A 6,140-nucleotide genomic window follows, 5' to 3' on the forward strand; every position below is an offset into this window, starting at 1 on the left:
ATACATGTCAAAACTTGCCTTTCCCCATGATTTTTGCCACAAAAAAAACAGCACGCCTAATTTCGCGTGCTGTCTGTATTGCCCTCTATTGTCCGTTCTGCTTCCGATATAGCAGGTTTGGTTTTCTCCTGGATAAACGACTGAACTTGATCGACATCCGGAACCAGAACTGAACCTGCGCGGTGGGACTCACGGAACATCCCCATTGGCGGCAGCTGATAGTTACCTGGCTCTAACGTATTCAATTTTAATCCGAGTGCAGATAGCTTCAGCATGTCCGCCGAGCTAATATTAGTTTGAACATACGGTGTTACTTCCTTCAAAATGGTAGGAAGCTGGATCAGCGTTGTACCATTTTTCATCTGATCCACGACTGCCGTCATTAATTTCCGCTGACGCTCCGTCCGTGTATAATCGGAGGTCGCATCATGGCGGAAACGAACATATTGCAAGGCCTTGTCTCCATCCAGCTTTTGCAGACCCTTTTTCAAATTAATATCGTAGGCACCTTTGTCTGTCGGGTCATGATAATACATGTTTTTTTCTACATCGATCTCGACTCCGCCCACTGCATCAATCAGAGCCTTGAAGCCTTCAAAGTCAGTAATCACATAACGATCCACCGGAAGTCCAGTGAACTGACTAACAGTTTCCATTGCCAGCTCAGGTCCACCTTCTACAATCGCGGAGTTGATCCGCGAGCTACCTTTACCCGGAATATCTACATACGTATCACGCAGGATTGAAAACATATCATAACGTTTCCCCGTAGGATCGATGCTGACCAGCATCATGGAATCAGAACGAGGAAGACCGTTATTTTTCATTCCTCTGCGGTCTACTCCCATCAGCAGGATATTGACCCGTTCCTTGCCATCCCACTCTGGTATTTCTGCAGCTTTGGTGGAATTCCCACCACTAGGCGGTGCTATGTTGGGTTCTTGAATGTTTTGAGCAAATTGATAAAAAGAGTATCCGTAATATCCAACTGTCGCAGCCATCACGACAAGTAGAAGAAGCAACACTCGTTTCCATATTTTCATAAAGTCCACCTTTATTCTCTCTATCCTCAGTTGATGTCATCTCTCCACTTTGTTTAGTATACTCGAATTTGCGAAAAGTGGAGCAGCCTTTATTTGGGTACCTGTGACATTACATACATTTTGTTTTACAAAGTTTAGAATATTCACTATACTATTCTTATCCATAAAGGTAAGGGGTGCATTCGCGTGATATCACCGTCAGCTTTCCTCAATCGCTATCCACGTGAGGCCATTTTCTTCCTCATCGCGAGCTTTATTAACTCCTCCGGGAGCGCTTTTATGTGGCCACTTACTACCTTATACGTACATACCATTTTGCAACGCTCGATGACAGAAGCTGGATTCGTCCTGATGACCCAATCTCTGGCTGGCATCTTCGGACAATTCATCGGCGGTTCGTTGTTTCATCGACTAGGTGCCAAGCGTCTCATTGTCGGCGCATTGATTATTCAAGGTCTTATTCAATTTTCCATTCCTTTCGTCCAAAGCTGGCCAGTCTACCTGCTTCTCATGTTGGGGCTTGGCTTTACGTTCAACCTGTCGTTCCCAGCCATTCAAGCATTTATCGGTTTTCGCTGGAAAGAACAGCGCCGAGAATTGTTTAACATCGTCTACGTCGGCAATAATTTGGGGATGGCAATCGGTACCGCGTTGGCCGGCGTCATTGCCACTTTATCCTTCCAGCTTACTTTTTGGTTCAACAGCACGAGCACCTTATTATTTGCCTTGTTCTTCTTCCTTTTTATGAAAAACATATCCCATCAGGAGCTGGTCGGAGAAAACCTGGAAGAACAGCAAAAGAGTCGCGTGAAAAATAACTTTACCCTGCTATTCCGCTACCAATTGTACTTGTTTATGGCATTGGGCGCAGCATTCATTTTCTTTTCCAATACGGTATGGAATACAGGCGTCGCTCCTTATATTACCGAACAAGGTATGCCTCTGTCTTCGTATAGCTGGCTGTGGACCATCAACGGGATTATCATTTTTGCCGGGCAGCCCATCACGTCTTGGATCAAGCGGCTGTTGAATCAGAGCTTGTCCGCACAACTCGTCGTCAGTGCCATCGCGTATGCTGTCGGTTTTGGGTGTATGCTTGTCTACCACGGTAGTTATTACGCATTTGTTGTCGGAATGGTTATCACTACATTTGGAGAAATGCTCATCTCACCCACTATCCCTACTTTTATATCGGAAAAAACCGGAGAGAATGCACCATTTTATTTGGGGGTCGTAGGGGCGATTACCACCGGTGGAAGGCTCTTGGGGCCGCTGGCTATGGGGTTCATGTATGACCATGGTGGAATTAATCCTACTCTGTTCTTGGCAACGCTTGTCTCTGCGGGTTCGGTCTTGCTCTGTTTGTTGCATGCTTATTTTCATCGGGAAAAACGAACTGAGGTTGCCAAATACTAATTTCACTGCAAAGAAGCCGCCCGATCCTTTTACAGGACCGAGCGGCTTTTTGGTTAAATTATTTCTTTTCTTCCTTGATAGATACTTCCCAACCTGCCTTATGCTCTTTGTACATCGCGTTGAAACCAACCGTCAGTTCCTTCACATCTGCATTTTCACTCCAAACCGTCAGTTGGCCTGTGATGTTCGATGTGCCGTCCTCATTGACTGTCTGGTCGAATAAGAAATTGCCCCCTTCATCATTTCCCTTATCATCGGACACCTTCCAATCGTTTGGAACTCCGACAATACCTTTGGCAAACTTGCCCTCTACTTCAATTGTGTAAACCGTAATATCATCTTCCATTTCCTTTTTCACGGATTTAAAAGTAAACTCATTTCCGTCACTTTTTACAGTGATCGGTTTCTTTTTCAGTTCAACCAATGGCAGCTTAGTCTGGAACGTTGACTTTTCTGCTGTATAGACTGCATCGAGCTTCAGTGTCAGGTTCTTGGCCGGGTCTATTGGCATGTACGTATGAACCCAACTCGTCAATGGTTCCCTTCTTGTATAGTCTATGTGCGAGTAGCTCCCCGCGCCATAACTCTCGCCTATGATAACGAGATTGTCATCCCTTTCATCGTCGTGCATCATGTCATCCCATTTGCCCACTACGGTGCCCGTTTCATCCACGAGCTCGTAACGAATGCCCTGTAGTTTTCTATCCGGCTTGCTGGTCGTGAACTTCAGCTCCGTACCAGTGGGGGCGAAGCGCGCTTCCTTTAACTCCACTGTCGTCCCGGTTGGAGTTTCTAACTGCTTGTTCACCGCTACTGTTTTCATGGCTGCTTTTGCTGGTCGCATATCAATCGGGATATCGAAATTCCACGTGCCTTTGGTATCTGTCAGGCGCTTCACACGCATTTCCAAAATCAATTCGTCCGGTATTGGATTCGCTTCATTAAAGAAATCGTCCATATCGCTTTGGTAGCCGAAGGCGAAGTTTTCACCATTCGGCAGGGGCAGCCAGCGCAGCAATTCCTGCGATTTATCATCTATTCTCGTGATTACTTTGCCATTTTTATCTTTCAGTCGAACTTCCCTAAATTCATTCAAATTGTCGCTTGAAATGAACGTGAACTGATCCTTCCAGAACGAAGGAAGCTTTTTGCCTGACGAGTCCTTCACAGAGCCCAGCACTATGATACGCATCGGATCGGCTACAACCGCATTGATCTCCATGGTCAGCCCTTGGTCTGTCACCTTCAAGTCAAGTGGCTGTACAAAGCCGTTTTCTGCCGCTTTCTTCACGCCAATGTCTGTCTGCTTTTTATCAAACAGGTTGACTGCTTGTTTCGCATTGTATGGCCCTTTTGTTACCGTTATCTCACTCGGATTGATCGATGCATAGATCCCATTCATATAGCTCGCAAACGTAGGAGAAACTGCTGTTCCGAATGTGACCACCATAGCCAACCCTGCAACTGCGATCGTTGTTTTCTTCACAATATCCACACTCCGCTTTTTCCAATTTATTTGAACTGGCTTTTTTTGAATTGGTTTGAGTACGTTCATCGGGTATGCGGGGAGCTTTTCCATGACATTTTGGATAGTTGCCTCCGTCTGCCATACATCTCCGGCTTCATCATCGAAGTTATCCAGCTCATCGAGATATTGTTCAAACTTGATCTGGCACGCGCTGCATGTATCCAGATGCCGTTGTATTTCTTGTTTCATTCGCAAAGGAAGCTTGTCTTCCAAATACGCGTTCAGCATGAATGTATCCAAGCAAGTCATAGGTAGAGGTCCCCTCCTTTACCCGAATTCGTAATGGCATTTTTGAGCTTGGCCCTGCCTCTGGAAAGACGTGTTCGCACCGTACTGATGGGAACATCCAGCTCCTCGCTAATTTCTTCGTAGCTCAAAAATTGGAGGTAACGCAGTTCCAGGACGACGCGGTATTTGGACTCCAGAGTCATCATCCGATTTTGCAAAAAGGTCCTCTGCTCCTTAGCAAGGTACTCCATTTCAGGTGTTTGGCTGGTTGCCACTTCAATCTCTGCATCTGTAACAGCAATCGATCTTTTCCTGTTACGCAGCTCATCGAAACAATAATTGGTGGCAATCCTGTAGAGCCAGGCACCAAATTCGGAGCTTTTGCTGTAGTCACCCAAATGGTAATACACCTTGATAAAGATCTCCTGAGCCATATCCTGCTCAAGATGCGGCTGTCCGATCATCTTGCGAATGAGCAATCTGACCCTTTTGTTATATTTTTGTATGATCTGAGAATACGCCTCTTTGTTCCCTTGGAGGACCTCCTCAATGATCAGCCTGTCGTCCTGCATCTGTCTTCCTCCCCATATCAAAACCTGTATCGAGGGCTACAGGTTCAAAAAGGTACGCTGCGCAGCTATCACCTTTTTGCTTATACACCTTAATACGACGGAAAATGGTGGAAAAAGATCGCAACTTTTTTTGAAAAATATTCATGGAAGTGAAATAGTCGATAAATAAAGTCTCCCATCGACAGGGAATTTTTCCATGCAAAAAAAAGCTGCCGAGGGCATCTCGACAGCTGATGAAAAAATAGCAACCGATATTCAGTTGTTTCTCACTGGAGGGCAAGTAAGCGACTTTCCGTTGTCTTGCGGCCCTAGTCCGATGATATACGGTACCGCCACACGGCTCCACTCTACCGGATTTGGTGCGGTGTCCACATCTTCTGGTGAGCATGAACGAAGCATTGAAGTATCGATGCTGCCTCCTGGATCAAGTGTCACGGCTGCCATTCCCTCAGGTAATTCGGCTGCCAATGATTGCGTCAATCCCTCGATGGCGAACTTCGAAGCGCAGTACGGCGATAAAAACGCTTCCCCGTGTCTTCCCCAGTACGAGCTAATATTGACGACGACTCCGCCTTTTGCGCGCTGAACCATAAACGGTAAAAAGGCGCGAATCACATAGAAAACACCATTCACATTGATGTCCATCACTCTTGAAAACTCATTTGCTGCAAGACTAATGACTGGACTGTTCCGGTTTATAATAGAGGCATTGTTAATCAACAGATCGGGAACGCCCACCTCGGCTCTGACTTCCTCTGCCCACTTTTCCACCTGCTCCATGACCGAAACGTCGACAATAGAAAAATGATGCTGATCTCCGAATTGCTGACGCAATCCTTGCACCTCTTTTTCCGAACGACCGCAGCCTGCAACCGTCCAGCCTGCTTCGTGAAAACGCTCAACCATTTCCCTGCCTAAACCACGTGTCACGCCTGTAATCACTACCAGCTTGCTCATTCTCTCTCCTCCTCCGTTGTTATACTTATTAAACATTTTAGTATTGCAACAAAAGGAAATCAATCCCAGTTGAGTTACGGCTGTAGTGCTGGGGAGGAAACAGGAGAAAACGCTCAGCTTCTAGGTCCACCCACTGGGGGATTGACTGCCCGGCTCCATGCAAAAAGCGAAACCGCGGCCAAAGTGGTCTCTTCAGGATGCATTTCAGAGGTGGCCGCTTAAGGGCGTGTTTCGCTTTTTGCATTGCGTCTCGGTCGGTGTCCCTAAGATCTTCGCTGTTTTCTCCTGTTTCCTCTACGAGCTTTCCCTGTTTAAACGGGCTTTTAAAGATTTAAAAGAATGAAGGAATGTCCTCAGTAACGACAGAGAAGAATATTCCAGACGTAGCGACTTGTG

The 6,140-nt window shown here is 46.3% G+C and carries 5 protein-coding genes; 1 reads left to right on the top strand and 4 read right to left on the bottom strand.

Annotation, left to right across the window (positions count from 1 at the left end; genetic code table 11):
* Window positions 1-56: 56 nt before the first annotated feature.
* The gene (locus C7R94_RS18790; protein ID WP_106783620.1) at window positions 57-1,043 is read right to left on the bottom strand and encodes an LCP family protein; all 987 of its coding nucleotides are present in this window, start codon (window positions 1,041-1,043) and stop codon (window positions 57-59) included.
* Window positions 1,044-1,229: 186 nt separating this feature from the next.
* Between C7R94_RS18790 and C7R94_RS18795 the strand changes: the two genes are divergently transcribed.
* Window positions 1,230-2,459 carry an MFS transporter gene (locus tag C7R94_RS18795; RefSeq protein WP_106783622.1) on the top strand — a complete coding sequence of 410 codons (1,230 nt, stop codon included), beginning with the start codon at window positions 1,230-1,232 and terminating at the stop codon, window positions 2,457-2,459.
* Between the two features lie 58 nt (window positions 2,460-2,517).
* On the opposite strand, the gene C7R94_RS18800 is transcribed toward C7R94_RS18795, so the two are convergent.
* The 3 genes from C7R94_RS18800 to C7R94_RS18815 all read right to left on the bottom strand — a co-directional run bounded on the left by C7R94_RS18800 (window position 2,518) and on the right by C7R94_RS18815 (window position 5,744).
* Window positions 2,518-4,236 (bottom strand): DUF4179 domain-containing protein, encoded by a 1,719-nt coding sequence (locus C7R94_RS18800; RefSeq protein WP_106783625.1) that lies wholly within the window; start codon window positions 4,234-4,236, stop codon window positions 2,518-2,520.
* The gene (locus C7R94_RS18805) at window positions 4,233-4,787 is read right to left on the bottom strand and encodes an RNA polymerase sigma factor (RefSeq protein ID WP_106783627.1); all 555 of its coding nucleotides are present in this window, start codon (window positions 4,785-4,787) and stop codon (window positions 4,233-4,235) included. The genes C7R94_RS18800 and C7R94_RS18805 overlap by 4 nt, the downstream gene beginning before the upstream one ends.
* 255 nt (window positions 4,788-5,042) lie before the next feature.
* Complete coding sequence (locus C7R94_RS18815) at window positions 5,043-5,744, bottom strand: SDR family oxidoreductase (protein WP_106783631.1); 702 nt, start codon at window positions 5,742-5,744, stop codon at window positions 5,043-5,045.
* Window positions 5,745-6,140 lie beyond the last annotated feature (396 nt).

It is taken from the genome of Brevibacillus sp. NRRL NRS-603, from assembly GCF_003013445.1.
In the GTDB taxonomy this organism is placed as follows: domain Bacteria; phylum Bacillota; class Bacilli; order Brevibacillales; family Brevibacillaceae; genus Brevibacillus; species Brevibacillus formosus.